Source organism: Streptomyces sp. SID486, from assembly GCF_009865385.1.
GTDB lineage: Bacteria > Actinomycetota > Actinomycetes > Streptomycetales > Streptomycetaceae > Streptomyces.
In genome coordinates, this window is the sequence record NZ_WWJT01000166.1 from 1 (window position 1) to 18533 (window position 18533).

The 18533-nt window shown below is 73.3% G+C and carries 21 protein-coding genes and 2 pseudogenes; 7 read left to right on the forward strand and 16 right to left on the reverse strand.

Features of this window, described 5'->3' with window-relative positions; genetic code table 11:
- From GT045_RS07825 to GT045_RS07845, 6 genes are all read right to left on the reverse strand, one after another.
- Positions 1–185, reverse strand: a 185-nt coding sequence (locus tag GT045_RS07825) for a leucine zipper domain-containing protein (RefSeq protein ID WP_161333716.1), incomplete at its 3' end; no start/stop codon positions are given.
- Positions 186–436: 251 nt separating this feature from the next.
- A complete protein-coding gene (locus GT045_RS07830; protein WP_237538427.1) occupies positions 437–1576 on the reverse strand; it encodes an MFS transporter in 1140 nt (379 codons plus the stop codon).
- A 748-nt stretch (positions 1577–2324) separates the two neighbouring features.
- Complete coding sequence (locus GT045_RS38805; protein WP_202527485.1) at positions 2325–2540, reverse strand: hypothetical protein; 216 nt, start codon at positions 2538–2540, stop codon at positions 2325–2327.
- A 94-nt stretch (positions 2541–2634) separates the two neighbouring features.
- Complete coding sequence (locus GT045_RS38810) at positions 2635–2778, reverse strand: hypothetical protein (RefSeq protein WP_202527487.1); 144 nt, start codon at positions 2776–2778, stop codon at positions 2635–2637.
- Between the two features lie 231 nt (positions 2779–3009).
- Positions 3010–3417: a peptidase inhibitor family I36 protein gene (locus GT045_RS07840; protein WP_161288767.1), complete on the reverse strand. Its 408-nt coding sequence runs from the start codon at positions 3415–3417 to the stop codon at positions 3010–3012.
- 244 nt (positions 3418–3661) lie between these two features.
- Complete coding sequence (locus tag GT045_RS07845; RefSeq protein WP_161333718.1) at positions 3662–4168, reverse strand: NUDIX domain-containing protein; 507 nt, start codon at positions 4166–4168, stop codon at positions 3662–3664.
- Between the two features lie 296 nt (positions 4169–4464).
- On the opposite strand from GT045_RS07845, the gene GT045_RS07850 reads away from it, so the two are divergent.
- Positions 4465–5112, forward strand: coding sequence for a hypothetical protein (locus GT045_RS07850; RefSeq protein WP_161288771.1), 648 nt, complete (start codon positions 4465–4467; stop codon positions 5110–5112).
- Between the two features lie 11 nt (positions 5113–5123).
- Positions 5124–5333: pseudogene (locus GT045_RS07855) on the forward strand (DUF4232 domain-containing protein); the annotation flags it as partial.
- Between the two features lie 27 nt (positions 5334–5360).
- Here GT045_RS07855 and GT045_RS07860 read toward each other — a convergent pair.
- The 5 genes from GT045_RS07860 to GT045_RS07880 all read right to left on the reverse strand — a co-directional run bounded on the left by GT045_RS07860 (position 5361) and on the right by GT045_RS07880 (position 9635).
- Positions 5361–6149, reverse strand: coding sequence for an SAM-dependent methyltransferase (locus tag GT045_RS07860; protein WP_161288773.1), 789 nt, complete (start codon positions 6147–6149; stop codon positions 5361–5363).
- Between the two features lie 352 nt (positions 6150–6501).
- On the reverse strand, positions 6502–6855 hold the full coding sequence (locus GT045_RS07865; protein WP_161288775.1) for a VOC family protein: 354 nt from the start codon (positions 6853–6855) through the stop codon (positions 6502–6504).
- A gap of 244 nt (positions 6856–7099) precedes the next feature.
- The gene (locus GT045_RS07870) at positions 7100–8164 is read right to left on the reverse strand and encodes an acyl-CoA dehydrogenase family protein (protein ID WP_161333735.1); all 1065 of its coding nucleotides are present in this window, start codon (positions 8162–8164) and stop codon (positions 7100–7102) included.
- Positions 8164–9333, reverse strand: a complete 1170-nt coding sequence (locus tag GT045_RS07875; protein ID WP_161333720.1) for an acyl-CoA dehydrogenase family protein — start codon at positions 9331–9333, stop codon at positions 8164–8166. Before GT045_RS07875 ends, GT045_RS07870 begins: the two co-directional genes overlap by 1 nt.
- The gene (locus GT045_RS07880) at positions 9333–9635 is read right to left on the reverse strand and encodes a hypothetical protein (protein WP_161333721.1); all 303 of its coding nucleotides are present in this window, start codon (positions 9633–9635) and stop codon (positions 9333–9335) included. Before GT045_RS07880 ends, GT045_RS07875 begins: the two co-directional genes overlap by 1 nt.
- A gap of 189 nt (positions 9636–9824) precedes the next feature.
- Between GT045_RS07880 and GT045_RS07885 the strand changes: the two genes are divergently transcribed.
- Together GT045_RS07885 and GT045_RS07890 are read left to right on the forward strand one after the other, a co-directional pair.
- Complete coding sequence (locus tag GT045_RS07885) at positions 9825–10121, forward strand: hypothetical protein (RefSeq protein ID WP_161333722.1); 297 nt, start codon at positions 9825–9827, stop codon at positions 10119–10121.
- A 43-nt stretch (positions 10122–10164) separates the two neighbouring features.
- Positions 10165–10950, forward strand: a complete 786-nt coding sequence (locus tag GT045_RS07890) for an SDR family oxidoreductase (RefSeq protein WP_161333723.1) — start codon at positions 10165–10167, stop codon at positions 10948–10950.
- On the opposite strand, the gene GT045_RS07895 is transcribed toward GT045_RS07890, so the two are convergent.
- Positions 10931–11272, reverse strand: a complete 342-nt coding sequence (locus tag GT045_RS07895; protein WP_161333724.1) for a hypothetical protein — start codon at positions 11270–11272, stop codon at positions 10931–10933. The two genes, GT045_RS07890 and GT045_RS07895, sit on opposite strands and share 20 nt — an antisense overlap.
- Positions 11273–11386: 114 nt before the next feature.
- Here GT045_RS07895 and GT045_RS07900 point away from each other — a divergent pair, with 114 nt between their 5' ends.
- The gene (locus tag GT045_RS07900) at positions 11387–12544 is read left to right on the forward strand and encodes an acetyl-CoA C-acetyltransferase (RefSeq protein WP_161333725.1); all 1158 of its coding nucleotides are present in this window, start codon (positions 11387–11389) and stop codon (positions 12542–12544) included.
- A 140-nt stretch (positions 12545–12684) separates the two neighbouring features.
- Here the strand turns inward: GT045_RS07900 and GT045_RS07905 are convergent, their stop codons facing one another.
- The 4 genes and pseudogenes from GT045_RS07905 to GT045_RS07920 all read right to left on the reverse strand — a co-directional run.
- Positions 12685–13803 (reverse strand): nitronate monooxygenase, encoded by a 1119-nt coding sequence (locus GT045_RS07905; RefSeq protein WP_161333726.1) that lies wholly within the window; start codon positions 13801–13803, stop codon positions 12685–12687.
- Positions 13800–14567: a CoA-transferase gene (locus GT045_RS07910; protein ID WP_161333727.1), complete on the reverse strand. Its 768-nt coding sequence runs from the start codon at positions 14565–14567 to the stop codon at positions 13800–13802. Before GT045_RS07910 ends, GT045_RS07905 begins: the two co-directional genes overlap by 4 nt.
- The gene (locus GT045_RS07915; protein WP_161333736.1) at positions 14564–15412 is read right to left on the reverse strand and encodes a CoA transferase subunit A; all 849 of its coding nucleotides are present in this window, start codon (positions 15410–15412) and stop codon (positions 14564–14566) included. Before GT045_RS07915 ends, GT045_RS07910 begins: the two co-directional genes overlap by 4 nt.
- Positions 15413–15609: 197 nt before the next feature.
- Positions 15610–16341 (reverse strand): annotated as a pseudogene (locus tag GT045_RS07920) (enoyl-CoA hydratase family protein); the annotation flags it as partial.
- A gap of 78 nt (positions 16342–16419) precedes the next feature.
- Here GT045_RS07920 and GT045_RS07925 point away from each other — a divergent pair.
- The gene (locus tag GT045_RS07925; RefSeq protein ID WP_161333728.1) at positions 16420–17196 is read left to right on the forward strand and encodes an SDR family oxidoreductase; all 777 of its coding nucleotides are present in this window, start codon (positions 16420–16422) and stop codon (positions 17194–17196) included.
- Positions 17197–17274: 78 nt separating this feature from the next.
- A complete protein-coding gene (locus GT045_RS07930; RefSeq protein ID WP_161333729.1) occupies positions 17275–18186 on the forward strand; it encodes an SDR family oxidoreductase in 912 nt (303 codons plus the stop codon).
- Positions 18187–18533 lie beyond the last annotated feature (347 nt).

An 18533-nucleotide genomic window follows, 5' to 3' on the forward strand; every position in this document is an offset into this window, starting at 1 on the left:
CGGCTGGGGCGGTCGGTCATGCCTGCCTCGCCGAACCGACGGTAGCGGTCGGCCCACCGCTGGGCCGTGGTGGGCGAGACCTGGAAGCGTTCCGCGGCCCGCCGCAGCGTCCAGTTGTCGTCCACGACGCAGCGGGCCAGACGCAGGCGGCCGGTCTCGGTCAGCGGTGCATTACGGTGGGGCACGAGGGCCTTTCTGGTCGCTGGTGCAGATGTCGCAATCCACACCAGGCCAGAGGGCCCTCACCCATTTCAAGATCACACGTCAGTGATCGCTGTCACCAACCTCCGTGGACAGAACACCTAGGGCTCCGGCCGCGAGTGGTTCGCCGGGCCGGTGCTCGCAGGAGTGATGCTGCCGTGCCCGGGACGTGGAGGCGGGGACGCGAGTTCGGACCGCGGGGCGTGCGCGTCAACACCATCTCGCCGGGTGAAGGTCAGCGCCGCACTTCGCTGTCCGGACCGGTGGGGCGCTCGGTGAAGCGCGCTGCCGCCGCCGCAGCCGCGAGGGCCGCGACGCACCCGCCGAGCAGCATGACCGTGGACGGAGAGGTGCGGTCCAGGACGCCTCCGCCCGCGAGGGCACCGAGCGAGAACGTCGCCTGGAAGGAGGCGGTGAACAACACCGACGCCGCTTCCGGGGCGTGCGGTGCCGCCTTGGAGAACCAGGTCTGCGAGGCGACGGGCACGGTGCCGTAGGCGATGCCCCACACGATCAGCAGGATCACCGCGCCGGTCTCCCCGCGGCCCAGCACGGGAAGCAGGAGGGTCACCGCGGCGATCAGGCCGGCCGCGATCCCGAAGACGGTCCTGGGGTACCGGGCCACCCACGCGCCGCCCAGGAAGTTGCCGAGGATGCCGCCGGCGCCGTAGAGCAGCAGGAAGACGGTGATCAGACCGCCGCCCGCATGGGTGACCCGCTCCAGGAACGGTGTCACATAGGTGTAGGTGCCGAAATGGGCCAGGACCACGAGGAACGTCAGCAGGAGTGCGAAGCGGGTGCCGGCGCCGCGGAGCATGCCGCCCAGGACGCCGAGCCGTGTGGCCTGGACCGGAGGCAGCGGCGGCACGAGCAGGAACAGCATGACCAGTACGCCGACCGTCAGCGCCCCCATGGCGGTGAAGGCCGTTCGCCATCCGGCGAGTTCTCCGACGAGGGTGCCCGCCGGCACACCGAGGACGGACCCCAGCGGGACGGCGGAGAAGATCACAGCGGTGGCCCTGCCGACCGAGGCCGGCGGCACCAGGCGCTCCGCCAGCCCCGCCCCGATCGACCAGAAGCCGCCGATTGTGATTCCGACCAGGACCCGGGAGATCAGTACGAGCCGGAAATCGGGTGCGGCGGCGGCAAGGAAGTTCGCCAGCGCCAGCAGGAGCAGGAAGGCACACAGCATCAGACGGCGGTCGAGGCGTGCCGTGGCGGCGGTGACCACGGGAGCGGTGACGGCTGCCAGGAAGCCCGGCATGGTCATCATCAGCCCGGCCATTCCGTCCGAGACGGTGAAACTGGAACCGATCGAGGTCAGCAGACCGATTGGCAGGATCTCGGTGGTCACGATGGCGAAGATCCCCGACATCACCGTGACCACGGCCGGCCAGTGTGTCGGTGCGGAGCGAGGGCGAGGCGGTCGGTCGTCGACCGGAGCGGTGAGGGTTGTCGGCATGGTGTCCCGTCCTGTCCAGGCAGCGCGTCTTCGGGAGCAGTCCAGCAGGTCCGCCCGGGAGGGGGCTGGCAGGTCCGCGACCGCACCCTCGCCTCACGCGGGTGATGTCGGATACCCGCCGACGACGGCCGACGCGAAGACACGCCCCAGGCCCCCGCGGACGGGGCAGCGGCACGGACATCCGGCCCCTCGGGCAGACGCGTCCGACGAGCAGCGACCGGCGCACTTCCCGACGTGAGGTCCCCCGGTCGAGCAAGGAGCCCCTGCCGACTTGACGCCGCAGGTCAAAGGGCTGGTGTGATCGGCTCTGGGGGTGCTCGTGCTGGTCGTGGGCGGGAGTTCGCGGAGAAAATCACTTGTCAGCGATTGACTTCAAGGTTGGTCAGGACGAGCAACGCGCGCAGGAGTTGGGTGGCGCGGGCGGGGTCGGTGCGGAGTCTGGTCAGGGTCCGCCGGTTCTTGAGGTGGGCGAAGGCGTGCTCGACCGGTGCGCGTCCGACGGCAGGACGCGGTTGGCAGTCTTCTGGCCGGAGGTGGGTCTGTGGGTGCGGGTGGCGATGCAGCCGGTGACGATCACGGGGTCGGGGATGTCGCTCCAACGGCCGCCGGGGGCATCCTGGTCACGCCCGTGCAGCACCGACTTGCGCGTCGGGGTTCCTGGTTACACGCGGATGGTGAACCGGCCGTCGGGCAGTTTCCGCAGCCAGCCGCGATCGACGAGTGGGACCGGCTTCCCGCGCAGCGGTTCCAGCTCGGCACGCACGCTGACGTCGATGCCCAGGCCGTCGCCGACCTGCCGGGCCTCGACCGGTCCTGCGGCCTCCCGCACGGCGGCGAGGATCCGCTGATAGTCCCGCGGGAACGTGGTCTCCTCCATACCCGGCTCGCGGTGCGGATCGGCATCACCGCCTGTCCGCCCACCTGCCCCGGCAGCGGCGCGGCCGAGGCGCGCTCATCGGCTAGCTGATCTCTCACCCGCTCAAGGACTCGACGGCGCCGGCGAGTTCGTCCCGCTCTGCCCACACCTCCGACAGCTGCTTGGCCAGCCGTTCTTCGAGTTCGTCCAGTTCCGCGCGCCGCGCGGTGAGCCGTTCCGACAACTCGGGATCCAGCATGCACCGGATCGTAGAAGGCCGCCGAGCCGCCGCGAGCAAGAACCGGACGGTTCAGCTCCCTGTCTATGCTGCCGCCCGCGTCAGGCCGGCCCGTGGACCACGAGCCGGTTCTGCTCCCCGTCAAAGCGCCATGTGCCGCCTGGCCCGTGCAAATGCTGCGCTGCACCTCCGCTACACCAGCCTGCCGCGGCACCCTGGCACCCACGATCTGGTTCTAGTCGGGCGGGGTGATCAGCATGTCGGCTGTACCCACAGGGAGCTGATGTTGTCGTTTCGGTTGTACTGGGAGGTATTTCCCTTCCAGTTCCCTACGGGCCACTTGTCCCCCCAGCTGTAATAGTCCGTGAACGTGCAGACCAGCTTGCCAGTCCTGTTCCATACCGAGGAGACTTGGTTGTCCAGGTTGTAATCGCCCAGGTCATTGGTGCCACTTCGGAAGTACGCCGCTTTGCCGTACCCGTTGTCGTGCTCATAGACGCAGAACTCGCCGACCTCGCAGTTTCGCCACGGTGTCTCGGCGGGTGCCGCTGCTGCCGCTGGTGCGGTGAGCGCTGCGGACATTGCCAAGCCCGCCACAGCCGTGAGGGTGAGGAGGGAGCGTCGCATTGACATGAGAAAGTCCGCCTTTGCCGGGAACATGTAGCTTCCTTCCGGTCCACTAGAGCAGCTGGACGCCGGGAACCACATGCGAAAACAAGCCTTTGTTGCGGGCTGATGCGTCTTCCTGAGGGCCGCCGGACGCGCACCGGTCGAGCACGGCTTCACCCACCTCGAGAACTGGCGGGCGCTGACCAAACTCCGCACCGGCGGCCGGGCACGGGACGGCCGCCGCCTGCGACCCGGCCGTTGAACTCCGCCCGGCCGCAGGGGTCGGTGCCGGTCCTCAGTGGTGCCAGCGCAGTCGGACCGGCTCGGCAGGGACATGGCCCGACACGAGTCCGGCGGTCAACTCCGCCAGGCCGAACGGGTAGACCGTCTCATCGGTGGCCGCGAGGTCGGCGACGTGCCACCAGCGATGGCCGGCGTGGTACCGGCGTTCGTTCGCTTTCAGTCCGGTCACATCCACCTGGTGGGCCGTGACGCGCAGATGAAAGAAGACGTCCCGGAAGATTCCTTCGGCCCATCCGACATCCGCGTACCCCGACGTCTCCGCGACTGCTGCTCCCAGGGCCCTCGGCTGCACGGCCAGTCCCGTCTCTTCGCGCAGCTCGCGGGCCGCCGCCTCGGCGAGGGTCTCCTCGTCCTCGACACCACCGCCGGGCGTGCACCAGCCGTGACCGCTGTCGGAAGCGTCCGGGTCGACACGGAACCTGAACAGGAGCAGGCGGTCGTGCTCGTCGGTCAGCAGGACACGAGCGGATTCGCGGCGCCACTTTCCCTGGGCAGGCATGAGGACAAGGTAGTCGGGTGGTGCCGGCGCGGTGCCGAGCGCATGGCGGCTGTCGGCGCGGTCTCGTGCGTACTGCGGCTGTCGACGCGGTCACGCGCGTACCGCGGCTGTCGCCCGGTCGGTGCGTGCCGGAGGTGCGTGCGGGGCTGGGTGCCGGTGGTGCGTGCGGGGGTGGGTGCCGGTGGTGCGTGCGGGGGTGTGCGCCGGTGGTGCGTGTGGGTGAACCCGACTCGCGGATGCCGGAGCCGCTGCTGAGGATGGGACGACGGACCATCGAACCCCTTGGACGGCGCCCTATGTCCCCGACCCGACCCAGAGACCCGCAAGAAGGCCGCCGCCGCGTCCTCGCGGTCGGCGTGCTCGGCGGCCTCCTGCTCGCCGGCGGGCTGGCCGCCTGTGGTGACGGCGACGGCCGGAGCGCCGGCACCTCGCCCTCGGCCGGTACCACGAGCGCGCCGAACGCCTCGTCGTTCTCCGGCACACCACCGCCGGCCCTCGCGTCCTCCGCCTCGGCGGCGATCAGCTCGGCCCGGGCTTCCGCCTCCGCTGCGGCCTCGTCCGCCTCGGCGCGCGCCTCCGAGTTCGAGGCGTCGGTGGACGCCGAGACCCAGCGCAGGAGCGCGGCAGCGGAGAAGGAACTCAAAGGCGTCACCGGCCGGGGCAACGCCCTCTCCGAGGTCGCCATGACGGGGATGCCCAGAGCGCAGACCGGCGGAGTCCTCGCCGTCCTGGTCACGATCACCAACAAGACCAGGAGCGAGGCGTCCTACGCCGTACGGATCGACTTCGAGAACTCGGCCGGCAAGGTGGTCGAGACTCGCTTCGTCGGCGCCGAGCACCTGAAGCCGGGGAAGAAGGAACAGCCCATCGCGTTCAGTCACCAGCCGTCGGAGCCGAAGCTGACTCCGGTCCTCGCCAAAGCCCAGCGGTATCAGGTGACATGACGGAACGGCCCGCCACGGCGGGCTTGATGTGGCGCGACACCACGCGGTCCGGTACGGCGCTCGACGTGCCGTACGTCTACGCGCGCCCCGGCGCCGACCCTGTGACGGTGGCCCCGGAGCTGGACCTCGGCACGACGGGCAGACTCGCGGTCCGGCCCTGGACGAAGGACGAGGCCGCGGCCGGCGCCGGGGGAGCGGCCGGACCGCGTCCCACGGACTGACCACGGCCGCCTTCCACGCGGGGAGGGTCAGTTGAGCCGGGCCACCCCGGCGTAGATGCCGCTGCCCTCCGGCTCGACCGACGGGGGAGAGGTGACCCACTCCGTCGCCGTCACCAGGCCGGGCCCGACGAGTTCCAGGCCGTCGAAGAACCGCTCCACTTCCGTCCGCGTCCGGAAGCCGAGCTGGATGCCGCCCTTGGCGTATTCGGCGGTCACCCGCTGCGCCAGCTCCGGGTAGATGTCGGACGCGGCGTGCGAGAGCACGAGGTAGCTCCCCGGAGGCAGGGTCGCCACCAGATCGCGGACGATGCCGTGCGCGTCCTGCGCGTCGGGGACGAAGTGCATCAGGGCTATCAGCGACAGGGCGATCGGGCGGCTGAAGTCCAGTATCCGCCGGGCGTGCTCGACGATGCCTTCCGGCTGCCGTACATCGGCTTCGATGTAGTCCGTCATGCCCTCGGGACGGCTGACCAGCAGCGCCTCGGCGTGGCGGAGGACGATCGGGTCGTTGTCGGTGTAGACGACCTTGGCCGTCGGCAGGATCCTCTGCACGATCTGGTGCAGATTCGGCTCGGTCGGAATGCCCGTGCCGATGTCCAGGAACTGGTCGACGCCCTGCCCGGCGAGCCAGCCGGCCGCCCGGTGCATGAACTGGCGGTTCTGCCGCGCCGCGTTCTTCGCCTCGGGCGGCAACTGGCTGCCCACCGCCTCGTCGACCGGATAGTTGTCCTTGCCGCCCAGCAGCCAGTCGTAGACACGCGCGGGGTGTGCCTTGCTGGTGTCGATCGGCACAGGCGGCTGAGAGGCGGTCGTCATGGCAACTCCAGAACGCGTGTGATCGGATCAGACCTGTACGCGATCACCTTAACTTGGGGCCGGAGTTGCCTCCCCGGCGATCGTCACCCCCTCCAACACCGGGGCGACGGACGGTTCCACGCGCGGGCGGCGCGGCACCGCCGGCCCGCCGGACGGCTTCGCCGAGGAAGCAGGCGAGCACTCGCGCGGACGCACGCGCCGGATCCGAGGCGCCTTGCCGCAGGGGCGCTCCGGGCCCTCCGGGCGCGCCAGGCCGCCGGGCCGGCGGTGGACGGAGGCGTTCCGCCGCCCCGGGTGCGGGCACCTCGTACGGTTCGCCGGGGGCCAGACGTGACACCCCCGCCGACCGGCGTCAGCTGGGCTCCCAGAGTTCGATCCGGTTGCCCTCGGGGTCGGTGACCCAGCCGAATCGGCCGACGCCCTCCATGTCCTGGGTCTCCTCGGTCACGTCCGCTCCCCTGGCGCGCAGCTGCGCGAGCATCGCGTCCAGGTCGCGGACGCGGAAGTTGAGCATCGTCTGCTGGGCGCGGGTGCCGAAGTAGTCGGTGTCGGACTCGAACGTCGCGAACACCGTCACCCCGGCCTCCTGACGCCACAGGCCGTTCTCGTCGGCGTCCAGGCCCAGGCAGTCGCGGTACCAGGCCCCCAGGGCCACCGGGTCCGCCGCCCGCATGAAGTATCCGCCGACTCCAAGCACACGTTCCATGCCGTCATGGTGCCAGCACCACGACCGCCTGCGGCGCACCCCTGGCGGCCGTGGCGTCGGCGGCGGACTCGTGCGGTCGCCGCGGGCGCGCGGGCCGCCCCGGACGTGCCGGTCGCCCGTCCCCGGCGGAGCGCAGTTCTGCTGCTCCTCCGTCAGCCTCACGTGCCCCGGCTCCTTTCCGTGCGGCCGTGCGGTCGTGCGGCCGTGCGGTCGTGCGGCCGGGCGGCCTCGTGGGCAGTTCGGTTCAGCGGGCGAGAACCCGGGCGCGGCAGGCGGCGGGGGTGCCCCAGGCGTCCCGCAGGGGGCGTGCCTTGCGGATCCACAGGGACAGGTCGAGTTCCGCCGTGTAACCGACGGCGCCGTGCAGCTGGAGGGCGGTCCGGGCGGCGCCGTACGCGGCCTCGCCCGCCGCTGTCTTCGCCGCGGCGATCTCGTGGGCGGCGGACGGTGACCCGTCGGCCCGCCGCGCGCCGCCTTCCGCCGGGACGCGCGCCGCCGTCTCCCGTGCCAGTGCCAGGGCCGCCGAGTACAGCAGGGGCTGGGCGAACTCCAGGGCGATCAGGGTGTCGGCCAACCGGTGCTTGACCGCCTGGAAGGAGCCCACGGGGACACCGAACTGGGTGCGCTGCTTGGCGTGGGCCACGGTCCGGGCGAGCAGGGCGCGCCCGAGGCCGAGGCACTGGGCGGCGGTGGTCAGGGCCGCGACCCCGGTGGCGTGTTCGGCGGCGGCCACCACCGCTGGTCCCCGCGCGAGGACGGCGCCGCCGAGGGGGCGGGCCAGTCGCCGTGCCGGGTCGGCGGACGGCTGTACGGGGCCGGCGCCCTCGGCCAGGAGCACGGTGTCGCCCGTCACGACGAGCACCGCGTCGGCGGCCCGCGCGTCCAGGGCGTAGGGGCTGCCCGCGGCCGGTGCGCACAGGGAGACGACCGCCTTGCCGGAGGCGATCCTGGACAGCCACGCGGTCGCCGTCGGATCCGCGCCCTGGGCGCCGAGGGCGCCGGCGCGGTCGAGGGAGTCGAGGAGCGCCGCAGCGGCCACGGTCTCGACCAGCGGGCCGGGGACGGCGTGGCGGCCCAGTTCGGTGAAGGCGACGGTGAGTTCGACCGGCAGCGGGCCGAGGCCCTCGTGCCGTTCCGGTACGGCGAGGGCGAAGACGCCGGCCTCCGCGAGCCGGGACCAGAGCACGCGGCCTGGTGCGTGGTCCCCGCGCGCCCAGGCCCGCACCACGCCGGGGGTGTCGGCCGCCGTGAGCATCGCGTCCAGCGAGCGGGCGAACTCCCGGTGTTCGTCGTCGAGGAGGAACCGCATCACCGGCGTCCCTTCGGCAGGCCGAGCAGCCGCTCGGCGATGATGTCCCGCTGGATCTCGTTGGTCCCGGCGTAGATCGGACCCGCGAGCGAGAAGGTGTGGCCCTCGGCCCAGCCGCCGCCCGCCGGAGCCTCGGCGGCGTCGTCCGACAGTTCGCCGTAGGGGCCGAGCAGGTCGAGGGCGGTCTCGTGGAGGGCGATGTCCAGCTCGGACCAGAACACCTTGTTCAGACTGGACTCGGCGCCGATCGACCCTCCGGCGGCGATCCGCGAGGCGTTGGCGTAGGTGAACAGGCGGTAGGCGCGGGCGCCGATGACCGCGTCGGCGACCCGGTCGCGCAGGGCGGTGTCGGACGGGTCGGCCCGCTCGCGCCACAGTCCGGTCAGCCGGTCGGCCGCGGCGGTGAACCGTCCGGGGCTGCGCAGCGTCAGGCCGCGCTCGTCGCCCGCGGTGCTCATCGCGACGCGCCAGCCCTGCCCCGGTGCGCCGATCACGTCACGGTCCGGCACGAAGACGTCGTCGAGGAACAGTTCGGCGAAGGCGGGCTTGCCGTCGAGCCGCCCGATGGGCCGTACGGTCACCCCCTCGGCGTCCAGCGGGAACATGAGGTACGTCAGACCCCGGTGCGGTTCGCCGGCGTCCGGATCGCTGCGGAAGAGACCGAAGGCGCGGTCGGCGAAGGCCGCCCGCGACGACCAGGTCTTCTGGCCGCTCAGTCGCCACCCCCCGGCGGTCCGCACCGCCGTGGAGCGCAGGCTCGCCAGGTCGGAGCCCGCCTCCGGCTCCGACCACGCCTGCGCCCAGACGACCTCGCCCGAGGCCATGGCGGGCAGGACGCGGGCGCGCTGCTCGGCGGTGCCGTACGCGAAGAGGGTCGGGGCGAGCAGGTTGATGCCGTTCTGGCTCACCCGGCCCGGGGCGCCGGCGGCGTAGTACTCCTCCTCGAAGATCAGCCACCGCAGGACGGAGGTGCCCCGGCCGCCGTACTCCGCGGGCCAGGAGACCGCCGACCACCGGTCCGCGAACAGGGTGCGCTCCCAGGCGCGGTGGGCCGCGAAGCCCTCCTCCGTCTCCAGGGACGGCAGGCGAGCGGGGGGCACGTGGGCGGTGAGCCAGGCCCGCGCCTCGGCCCGGAAGGCGTCGTCCGCCGGGGAGAAGGCGAGGTCCATCAGGCTTCCGCCTTCTTCACCGCGCGCAGGTCCGTGCCGCCCGGCGCGTCGCCGCCGGTCACGGCGTCCTGCGCGCACGCCCGGTGGTGCGGCCCGGACTTAGCGTCCGCCCCGGAACGCCGGCCCTGGCGGTCCTCGGCCTCCTCGTCACCGGCCGCGCGGTGGAAGGGCTCCTCCAGGTCGTACGCCACCGCGGGGTTCCGGGCTTCGCGGTGTGCGGGCCGGTCCATCGTCGGCACGGCGAGGGGTCCTTGGCGTGCGTGGCGGACCGGTGCCGTCGGCGCGGTGCGGGCAGCGGACATCCGTCCTCCTTCCCTAACAAGTGTTTGGTAGGTTAACGTACGGACCCTCGGCCGTCGAGAAGCCGAGCCCGCCCGGGACCGGGTCACCGGGGCCTGAGGGGCCGGTGGCCGCGACCGCCGCAGGCGGGTCGGCCGGAAGCCGCGGGGATCGCGGAGGCCGTCCGTCGTCGAGATCGTCCGGAGCCGCCGATGAGCAGCGTCGAGGACTTCCGCACCGAGGGTCCGCGGCCGGCCGCGCGCCGGCCTTCCGGGGCTTCCACCGGGAAGATCCGCCGGGCCGCCCGGCACCGGGAGCCGGGCGGACTCGCCACGGACCTCCGCGGCGCCGCCGGCACGCCGGCCGCCGGCGAGCCGTACGACCTCACCGACCGGCAGCGGCCGTTCCTCTTCTCCCGCTCCGGCACCGTCCACTCCGGTCCCGACGGGGCCCAGCGGGACACCATCGCCGAGCGCGTCCTCGGCCTGCCCAGGAAGGCCCGCCCATGAGTGCTCCAGCAGGTCCGTCCGACAGCCCCGAGGAGGTCCGCCCGTGAGTACACCGCCCCCCTACGTGCCCGGCCACGGTCTGCTCGCCGGCCGCAGTGCCGTCGTCACCGCCGCCGCGGGCGCCGGCATCGGCGGCGCGACCGCCCGGCGGCTGCTGGAGGAGGGCGCGCGCGTCGTCGTGTCGGACGCGCACGCGCGCCGGCTGGAGCTCTCCGAGGCGGAACTGGCGGCCGAGTTCGGGGCCGACCGGGTCGCCTCCCTGCCCTGTGACGTCACCGACGAGACCCAGGTCGCCGCGCTGTTCGACCTCGCCGAGGAACGGCACGGGTGCCTGGACGTCGTCGTCAACAACGCCGGTCTCGGAGGCACCGCCGACCTGGTCGACATGGCCGACGAGCAGTGGGCCAGGGTCCTCGACGTCACCCTCAACGGCACCTTCCGCTGCACCCGCGCCGCACTGCGCCGGATGAAGGCGGCGGGAGCCGGCGGCGTCGTCGTCAACAACGCCTCGGTGGTCGGCTGGCGGGCGCAGCGGGGGCAGGCGCACTACGCCGCCGCCAAGGCCGGCGTCATGGCGCTCACCCGCTGCGCCGCGCTGGAGGCCGCCGGGTACGGGGTGCGGGTCAACGCCGTCTCGCCGAGCCTGGCCGTGCACCCGCACCTGGTGAAGGTCACCACACCGGAACTGCTGCGGGAGCTGACCACCCGCGAGGCGTTCGGACGGCACGCCGAGCCCTGGGAGGTGGCCAACGTGATCGTCTTCCTCGCCAGCGGCTACTCCTCGTACCTGACGGGCGAGGTCCTCTCGGTCAGCAGCCAGCACCCGTGAGGCGGACACGGCCCCACGCGCGGAGTGGCCGGCCGGCGCCTTCCGCTCCGGTCCCGGCCTCCGGCTCACCTGCCGGCTCCCGCGCGACACCGTCCGGGTCGCTGCCGCCCGCTACCGGCTCCGGGGCGTTGCCGCCCGGTACCGGCTGCGGGGCGTTGCCGCCCGGTACCGGCTGCGGGGCGTTGCCGCCCGGTACCGGCTGCGGGGCGTTGCTGCCCGGTACCGGCTGCGGGGCGTTGCTGCCCGGTACCGGCTCCGGGTCGTTGCTGCCCGGTACCGGCTCCGGGTCGTTGCCGCCCGGTCCGGGCCGGGCGGACGGCACGGCCGGGACCGGATCGCCCGCCGGACCTGCCGCGGCGCCGGAGGGCACCGCCGTGCGCACCCGACACGACAGCCACGACAGCGTGGACCCCAGGAACGAGGACGAGGAGCGGCCATGGCCGAGGCATACATCGTCGAAGCGGTACGCACCCCCGTCGGCAGGCGCAACGGCGGACTGGCCGCCGTCCACCCCGCCGACCTCGGCGCCCACATCCTCAAGGCGCTGATGGAGCGGTCCGGCGCGGACCCGGCCGCCGTCGAGGACGTCGTGTTCGGCTGCCTGGACACCGTCGGCCCGCAGGCGGGCGACATCGCCCGCACCTGCTGGCTGGCCGCCGGCCTGCCCGAGGAGGTGCCCGGCGTGACCGTGGACCGCCAGTGCGGCTCCTCCCAGCAGGCGCTGCACTTCGCCGCCCAGGGCGTGCTGTCCGGCACCCAGGACCTGGTCGTCGCGGGCGGAGTACAGAACATGTCGATGGTCCCCATCGCCTTCGCCGGCCGCCAGGCCGCCGCACCGCTCGGGCTGACCGAGGGCCCGTACGCCGGTTCCGAGGGCTGGCGGGCCCGTTACGGCGACCAGCCCGTCAACCAGTTCCACGGCGCCGAGCTCATCGCCGCGAAGTGGGGCATCTCCCGCCGCGACATGGAGGAGTTCGCGCTGCGCTCCCACCAGCGGGCGCTGCGCGCCGTCGACGAGGGCCGTTTCGAGCGCGAGACCGTGCCCTACGGAGCGGTCACCACCGACGAGGGGCCACGCCGCGACACCACGCTGGAGAAGATGGCGGCCCTGGGGCCCGTGGTCGAGGGCGGTCTGCTGACCGCGGCGGTCTCCTCGCAGGTCTCCGACGGCGCCTCGGCGCTGCTCCTCGCCTCGGACCGGGCCGTACGCGAGCACGGCCTGACCCCGCGCGCCCGTATCCACCACCTGTCCGTGCGCGGCGAGGACCCGATCCGGATGCTGTCGGCACCGATCCCGGCGACCGCGTACGCCCTGAAGAAGGCGGGGATGACCCTCGACGCCATCGACCTGGTGGAGATCAACGAGGCATTCGCCCCGGTCGTGCTGGCCTGGCTCAAGGAGACCGGCGCCGACCCGGAGAAGGTCAACGTCAACGGCGGCGCCATCGCACTGGGCCATCCGCTGGGGGCCACCGGCACCAGGCTGACCACCACGTTGCTGCACGAACTGGAGCGCACGGGCGGCCGGTACGGCCTGCAGACGATGTGCGAGGGCGGCGGCCAGGCGAACGTCACCGTCATCGAACGCCTCTGACCGCCCGGTGCTCCGCGGCGAGGGCGAGGGCGAGGGCGAGGGTGAAGGCGGACGCGGCGGTCGTGCGGCGGACGCGGCGGGGGGTGCATGGCAGCTGCTCCTGGGAGTGAAGGGTTCCCCGGAGGTGCGGCGTACGGCGGTCAGTCGGCGCGGAGGACCGGGTGGGTGCGGGCCTCGCGGGGCACCGGGGCGACGCGGGGGAGATCTCCGAGGGCCTCGAGGGTGGCCCGCGCCTCGGCCATGACGCGCCCGACCAGTTCGGCGCAGGACGGCAGATCACCGATCAGCCCGGCGACCTGCCCGGAGGCCATCACCGAGAGATCGGTACGGCCCTCCACCATGGACGCCTTGAGCAGCATCGGGGTGTTGGCCGCCAGCAGGACCTGGCTCCACGTCAGGTCCTTCCCGTGGCGCATCGCGAGACCGTCCCGGATCAGCTGCCCCCAGCTCATGCCGGAGGTGCGCCGGAAGGCCGCGGCGTGCCGGAGCGCGAACAGCAGCGCCGAGACACGGCCCGAGCGCTCCAGCGCGTCGACCAGCTCGGTGCGCAGCATCCGGTGCGGCAGCCCGTCCACCTTCGTGGTGACGGTGACGTCCGTGACCGCCGCGGCGAGGTACCGGGCCTTCACCGCGTCGGGCACGGTGCTGTCGGAGGTGAGCAGGAAGCGGGTGCCCATGGCGATGCCGGCCGCGCCGTACGCCAGCGCGGCGACCAGGCCGCGCCCGTCGTGGAAGCCGCCGGCCGCGACGACCGGGACGTCCACGGCGTCGACCACCTGCGGGAGCAGCACGGTGGTGGCGACGCTCCCGGTGTGCCCGCCGCCCTCGCCGCCCTGCACGATCACCGCGTCGGCGCCCCACGCGGCGACCTTCTCGGCGTGCCGCCTGGCGCCCACGGACGGCACGACGACGACCCCCGCGTCCTTCAGCCGGGCGATCAGCTCGCGCGACGGGGCGAGCGCGAACGAGGCGACCCGCACCCCCTCGCCGATGACGATGTCCACGCGCTCGGCCGCGTCCCCGGCGTCCGCGCGCAGATTGACGCCGAAGGGAGCGTCCGTACGGGACTTCACCTCGCGTACGGCGGCGCGCAGCTGCTCGACGGTCATCGTGGCCGAGGCGAGGACGCCGAGCGCGCCCGCGTTCGCCGTCGCGGACACCAGCCGGGGGCCGGCCACCCAGCCCATGCCGGTCTGCACGAGGGGGTACCGCACCCCGACCAGCTCGGTGAACGGGGTGGCGAGCGTGCCGCCGCTCACGCGGGGACCTCGCGTTCGCGCAGCCCCTCGGGGTCGATCTCCTCGCGGATCAGCCGCAGTTCGCCGGCGGTGGGCTCGCGCGTGTACGGCACCTCGCCGGGGACCGTCAGCGCGAAGCCGGTGGCCCGCGTGACCTGCTCGACCGTGACGCCGGGGTGCAGTGAGCGCAGCCGCATGGTGCGGTCGGGGGTGTCGAAGTCGAAGACGCCCAGGTCGGTGACGACGTCCGCGATGCGGTGGTACCGGGCCGCCGCGGGACCGGCCTCGCGAGCCCGGTCGTGACCGACCCCGCAGACCATGTCGACCCGTTCGACGAACACCCGCGTGGAGTGCTTCGGCACCCAGTAACTGGTCGTGTTGTTCACGGTGTTGGCGGGTGCGCCGCGCACGCCGAGCAGCTGGCGCCCGGGCCGCTCCCAGTCCCCGATGCAGCTGATGTTCTGGTTGCCGAACCGGTCGAGCTGGCTGGCACCCATCATCACGTGCCGCCGTCCGGTCGCCACCAGGGCGAGGTGCGCGCGGTACGGCAGCCAGCCCTCCACCACGTCCGGCGGGGTGCCCATCGCCGGCACGTCCCCCATGAGCAGCGCCTCACCGTCGGTCAGCAGCAGATCGGGCGAGAAGGTGAGGCGCGCAAGCCGGGCCCCGATCGCCGGGACCGTGCCCATGGGGCTGGCCAGCACCTCGCCCGCGTCGCGCCAGACCTCGGCGCACGCCACCACGCAGGTCTCGGCCCGTGTCGCCGTCGTACCGCCCCCGCTCATGCTTCCTCCTCGTGGAAGGCCGCCACCGCGGCCTGATAGGCGTCCTCGTCACCGGACAGGAAGCGTTCGGTGAACGCCTGCCAGGCCCCGGGATCCCGGGCCGCCTGGGCGTAGGCGCGCTGGAACCTCTCGTCGCGGTCGTGGTCCGGCACACAAGAGGTGAAGTGCGCGCCGTTCGGGGCCTCCGTCACACCGTCCACGAAGGCCCGCTTGACCAGCAGCGACTGCGGCCCGGCGGCCTTGAGCAGCTCCGAGGTCCGCACGATCCGCTCGCACGAGACGTAGGCCGTGTCGGCGGCCTCGCAGAACAGGTCGTCGAAGTACGGGTCGGGGCCCAGGTACTGGCCGTTGCCGTGCGCGTCGGCACGGTTGAGGTGCACCAGCGCGGCGTCCAGGCGCAGGGCGGGCACGGCGACCAGTTCCTCGCCGTCGCCGTAGGGGGACCGGACCGTGCGCAGCTGGGGGTTGACGCGCATCACGTCCGAGGCGAGCCCGGCCCGGACGGGCATGAACGGCAGCCGGTTGGCGGCGGCGGTCAGCCCCCACATCACCATGGCCTCGTCCAGCTCGACCAGTTCGAAGGCGCCCCGCTGCCGCGCCGCGCCGAAGTGCGGCTCCAGGGGAACGGAGTCGAGGGTGACGAAGCCCGCCACCAGTCTGCGGATCTTCCCCGCCGCGGCCAGCAGCCCGACGTCCGGGCCGCCGTACGACACGACCGTCAGATCGGTGACGTCCGAGCGCAGCAGCGCCCGCACCAGCGCCATCGGCTTGCGCCGTGACCCCCATCCGCCGATGCCGATCGTCATCCCGCTGCGCAGGCGGCCGGCGACCTCCTCGGCGCTCATCGTCTTGTCCCTGCTCACGCCCGCTCCTCGTCCGTACGCCCACCCGCCCGTGCCCGCTCCTCGTCCGTGCGCCCGTCCGCGCGTGCCCGAGCCTCGTCCGTACGCCGGTCCGCCCGTTCCCGGTCCGTACGCCCGTCCGCCCGTGCCCGAGCCTCGTCCGTACGCCCGTCCGCCCGTTCCCGGTCCGTGCGCTCCGCGCCGAAGGTGTCGCGGACCCGGTCGGCGACGCCACTGAGGCCGGCCTCGTAGGTGAAGCCCTGTTCGAAGCGGTAGCTGCGCCGCACGTCCACCGGGTCGATGCCGTTGATCGCGGCCTTGGCCAGCCGGATCAGCTGCCCGTCCTTGGCGGCGATCTCCCGGGCCAGCTCCAGCGCCGCCGCCCGCAGTTCCGCGCGCGGGACGACCCGCCACACCGAGCCGTGCCCCTCCAGTTGCGCGGCGCTGACGGTGCGTGAGGTGTAGTACAGCGTCCGCATGAGGTGCTGGGGGACGAGCCGGGCCAGGTGGGTGGCCGCGCCCAGCGCGCCACGGTCCAGCTCGGGCAGGCCGAAGGTGGCGTCGTCGGAGGCGACGATCGCGTCGGCGTTGCCCACCAGGCCGATCCCGCCGCCCAGACAGAACCCGTGCACGGCGGCCACCACGGGCACCTCGCAGTCGTAGACCGCGGCGAACGCCTCCTGGCAGCCCCGGTTGGCACCGAGGAGGGCGTCGTGCCCGGCCGAGCGCTGGATCTCCTTGATGTCGACACCCGCGTTGAAGCCGCGGCCTCCTGCGGTGAGCACCACACAGCGGACCCCGGGATCGGCGCCCGCCGCGCGCACCGCTGCGGCCAGGTCGTACCAGCCCTGCACGGGCAGGGCGTTGACCGGCGGAAAGTCGACGGTGACGACGGCGATGCCCTCTTCGGGGGCGGAGGTGGAGACACCCATGAGCAGATCAGCTACCTTTCCACCAAACGTTTGTTAGGCGGAAGATAGCAGCGGTTCGGGCGCTGCGGGAGGTGTCCCTTGGCCGTGACCATCGACCTGTCGGGTTCCGTCGCCGTCGTCACCGGCGGCACACGAGGCGTCGGCGCGGGGATCACCCGGGCCCTGCTGGAAGCCGGCGCCGAGGTCGTGACCTGCGCGCGCAGACCCCCCGACCGGACCGTGGAGGCGGCCGGCCGTACGGCCCGTTTCCACGCCGCCGACCTGCGTGACCCGGCCGCGGTCGGCGCGTTCTTCGACCGGGTGCGCGAGGACCACGGGCGGCTGGACCTGCTGGTCAACAACGCGGGGGGCACCGGATTCCGCCTGCTCGGCGAGGGCGGTGCCGCCCGCCACGCCCGCGTCGTCGAACTCAACCTCCTCGCCCCCCTGACCGCCTCCCTGGCCGCGTACGAGGTGATGCGCCACCAGACGGGCGGCGGCTCCATCATCATGATCGGCAGCGTCAGCGGCAGCCGCCCGTCACCGGGCAGCGCCGCGTACGGAGCCGCCAAGGCGGGCCTGGACCACCTCGCCCGCTCCATGGCGGTGGAGTGGGCGCCACGGGTACGGGTCAACACCCTCGTCCCCGGCATGGTGCGCACCGAACTGTCCCACCTGCACTACGGGGACGCGGAAGGCGTCGCCGCCGTCGGCCGCACCGTGCCGCTCGGCAGGCTCGCCGAGCCCGCCGACATCGGTGACGCCTGCGTCTTCCTCGCCTCCGACCGCGCCGCCTACGTCAGCGGCGCCAGCCTCCACGTCCACGGCGGCGGAGAGCGGCCCGCCTTCCTCGACGCGGCCACCGCCCACAAGTGACGTGCACCGCGGGCGAGTCGCGTCCGCGGGCGGCCGGGGATCCCGATACAGCCGAAGCCCACCGGGAGGGAACACACCATGACAGGACTGTGCAGCGGACGCGTCGTCGCCGTGACCGGGGCGGGCCGCGGACTCGGGCGCGCACACGCGCTCGCCTTCGCCGCCGAGGGGGCCAAAGTCGTCGTCAACGACCGCGGTGTCGGCCTGGACGGCAGCGGCAAGGACGCCGGGCCCGCCCGGCAGGTCGCCGACGCGATCACCCGGTCGGGCGGGGAAGCGGTCGCCCACGGCGGCGACATCGCCACCGCCGACGGCGCGGCCTCGCTGATCGCCACCGCGCTGGACGCCTTCGGCCGCCTCGACACCCTCGTCAACAACGCCGGGTTCCTGCGCGACCGCATGCTCGTCAATCTGGAGGAGGACGACTGGGACGCGGTGATGCGCGTCCACCTCAAAGGCCACTTCCTGCCGCTGAAGCACGCCGCGGCACACTGGCGCGCCGAGGCGAAGGTGGGCCGCACGCCCGTGGCCCGCGTGGTCAACACCTCCTCTGGGGCGGGCCTGCTGGGCAGTGTCGGCCAGGGCAGCTATTCGGCCGCCAAGGCCGGCATCGTCGCCCTCACCCTCGTCGCCGCCGCCGAACTCGGCCGCTACGGCGTCCAGGTCAACGCCATCGCCCCCGCGGCCCGCACCCGGATGACCGAACGGGCCTTCGCCGGAAGGATGGCCGCCCCGGAGGGCCCCGCGTTCGACGCGATGGCGCCGGAGAACGTCTCCCCGCTCGTCGTCTGGCTGGGCTCCGCCGCCTGCGCCGGGGTGACGGGACGCGTCTTCGAGGCCGAGGCCGGCCGCCTCACCGTCATGGAGGGCTGGCGCCCGGGCCCCACGGCGGACAAGGGCGCCCGCTGGACCCCCGGCGAGGCGGGGGAGACGGCACTGAAGCTGCTCGCGCGCTCCGAACCTCCGCAGGCGGTGTACGGGGCCGGCTGAGAGGCCCGGTGTGCGGGGCCGAAGCCGCGGGCGGCGCCGCGGCCCTTTCCCGCTCGCCGGGAAGCCGTGCTGCCCGCCGCCACCCCGACACCGCGCCGACGAGGGGGAGATGAGGTCCCGCACCCGTCCGGTCACCGGCGGCGCCGGCACCGGCCCGCGCGGTGAACTGACCTGGTAGAGTCCCCGATGTGAACACCGGACCGGCGCCACGCCACACACGGATCGGTTACCCGGTGGAGGGCTGACCGTACGGCGGGTGCGACGCACGCACCCCCTCGATTCGGCACGCGGACCTCCCGGCACTCGCTCACCACGAGTCCATCTTCCGTGCCGGACACCGACGAGGT

What these genes read in the sequence shown, in the direction of transcription:
- GT045_RS07910 (WP_161333727.1), bottom strand. Translation starts at nt 14,567, where the DNA reads ATGAGCGGGGGCGGTACGACGGCGACACGGGCCGAGACCTGCGTGGTG.
- GT045_RS07840 (WP_161288767.1), bottom strand. Translation starts at nt 3,417, where the DNA reads ATGTTCCCGGCAAAGGCGGACTTTCTCATGTCAATGCGACGCTCCCTC.
- GT045_RS07860 (WP_161288773.1), bottom strand. Translation starts at nt 6,149, where the DNA reads ATGACGACCGCCTCTCAGCCGCCTGTGCCGATCGACACCAGCAAGGCA.
- GT045_RS38810 (WP_202527487.1), bottom strand. Translation starts at nt 2,778, where the DNA reads ATGCTGGATCCCGAGTTGTCGGAACGGCTCACCGCGCGGCGCGCGGAA.
- GT045_RS07850 (WP_161288771.1), top strand. Translation starts at nt 4,465, where the DNA reads ATGTCCCCGACCCGACCCAGAGACCCGCAAGAAGGCCGCCGCCGCGTC.
- GT045_RS07900 (WP_161333725.1), top strand. Translation starts at nt 11,387, where the DNA reads ATGGCCGAGGCATACATCGTCGAAGCGGTACGCACCCCCGTCGGCAGG.
- GT045_RS07830 (WP_237538427.1), bottom strand. Translation starts at nt 1,576, where the DNA reads ATGTCGGGGATCTTCGCCATCGTGACCACCGAGATCCTGCCAATCGGT.
- GT045_RS07930 (WP_161333729.1), top strand. Translation starts at nt 17,275, where the DNA reads ATGACAGGACTGTGCAGCGGACGCGTCGTCGCCGTGACCGGGGCGGGC.
- GT045_RS07865 (WP_161288775.1), bottom strand. Translation starts at nt 6,855, where the DNA reads ATGGAACGTGTGCTTGGAGTCGGCGGATACTTCATGCGGGCGGCGGAC.
- GT045_RS07885 (WP_161333722.1), top strand. Translation starts at nt 9,825, where the DNA reads ATGAGCAGCGTCGAGGACTTCCGCACCGAGGGTCCGCGGCCGGCCGCG.
- GT045_RS38805 (WP_202527485.1), bottom strand. Translation starts at nt 2,540, where the DNA reads ATGGAGGAGACCACGTTCCCGCGGGACTATCAGCGGATCCTCGCCGCC.
- GT045_RS07880 (WP_161333721.1), bottom strand. Translation starts at nt 9,635, where the DNA reads ATGTCCGCTGCCCGCACCGCGCCGACGGCACCGGTCCGCCACGCACGC.
- GT045_RS07875 (WP_161333720.1), bottom strand. Translation starts at nt 9,333, where the DNA reads ATGGACCTCGCCTTCTCCCCGGCGGACGACGCCTTCCGGGCCGAGGCG.
- GT045_RS07915 (WP_161333736.1), bottom strand. Translation starts at nt 15,412, where the DNA reads ATGAGCGCCGAGGAGGTCGCCGGCCGCCTGCGCAGCGGGATGACGATC.
- GT045_RS07845 (WP_161333718.1), bottom strand. Translation starts at nt 4,168, where the DNA reads ATGCCTGCCCAGGGAAAGTGGCGCCGCGAATCCGCTCGTGTCCTGCTG.
- GT045_RS07870 (WP_161333735.1), bottom strand. Translation starts at nt 8,164, where the DNA reads ATGCGGTTCCTCCTCGACGACGAACACCGGGAGTTCGCCCGCTCGCTG.